Raw genomic sequence first — 750 nt, forward strand, 5'->3', positions numbered from 1 at the left:
GGCGGGGATCGGTCGGGAGCCGCGGAAGACCAGGCGGCCGGTGTTGGCGGCCTGGATCTCGATGGCTTCGGCGCGGGAGGTGAGGATGTCGCCGCGGTCGGCGCGGTGGTAGTCCAGGAACTGCTGGAAGGTCCACAGGGCCGAGTAGGTCTTGCGGCGCCGGTTGTTCGCGGTGTTGCCCTCGTCGGGTCGGGTCTGTCCGCCGGAGCTGCGGAGTTCCAGCAGGGAGTTGGCGACGTTCTTGAGCCCGAGGGTGTTGCGCAGGATGGTTTCCTCACTGAGGCCGACGTTGCCGCCGCCTTCGCAGCCGTAGGGGCAGGCCCACCAGCCGGCTTCGGCGCCCTTGGCGTACATGTGGTTTTCGATCATGTCCAGGGACTGGTCGAAGATCGGTTGGGGGACGTTCTGGTGTCGGGGCGGCAGCATCGGCAGGTCGCCGGCGCGGGAGTTGCCGTACTCGTGGCCGTCGTAGCCGGCGACGGGTCGGTAGTCGCGGACCATCTTGACGTACGCGGCCGTCTCGGGCTGGCGAATCAGTGAGTAGTCGCGGTTGAGGTCCTGGCCGGTGGAGTTGCCGCGGGTGTTGGCGGCCCGGCCGTCGCCGTTGATGGTGGGGACGATCAGGACGGTGGTGCGGCTGAGCAGGTCCGTGATCCGGGGGTCGGTGCTGAAGGCGAGTTGCCGGGCCATGATGAGGCAGGCTTCGCGGTCGCCGGGCTCGTTGCCGTGCACGTTGCAGTTGATGGGCAC

At 68.5% G+C, this 750-nt stretch carries 1 protein-coding gene; it reads right to left on the reverse strand.

Going from position 1 to position 750, the window contains the following annotated elements; all coding sequences use genetic code 11:
• On the reverse strand, window positions 1-750 hold a 750-nt coding region (locus DLJ59_RS34345; RefSeq protein WP_279635800.1), incomplete at both ends, for a M14 family zinc carboxypeptidase.

This window comes from Micromonospora inaquosa, assembly GCF_003857055.1.
GTDB lineage: Bacteria > Actinomycetota > Actinomycetes > Mycobacteriales > Micromonosporaceae > Micromonospora > Micromonospora inaquosa.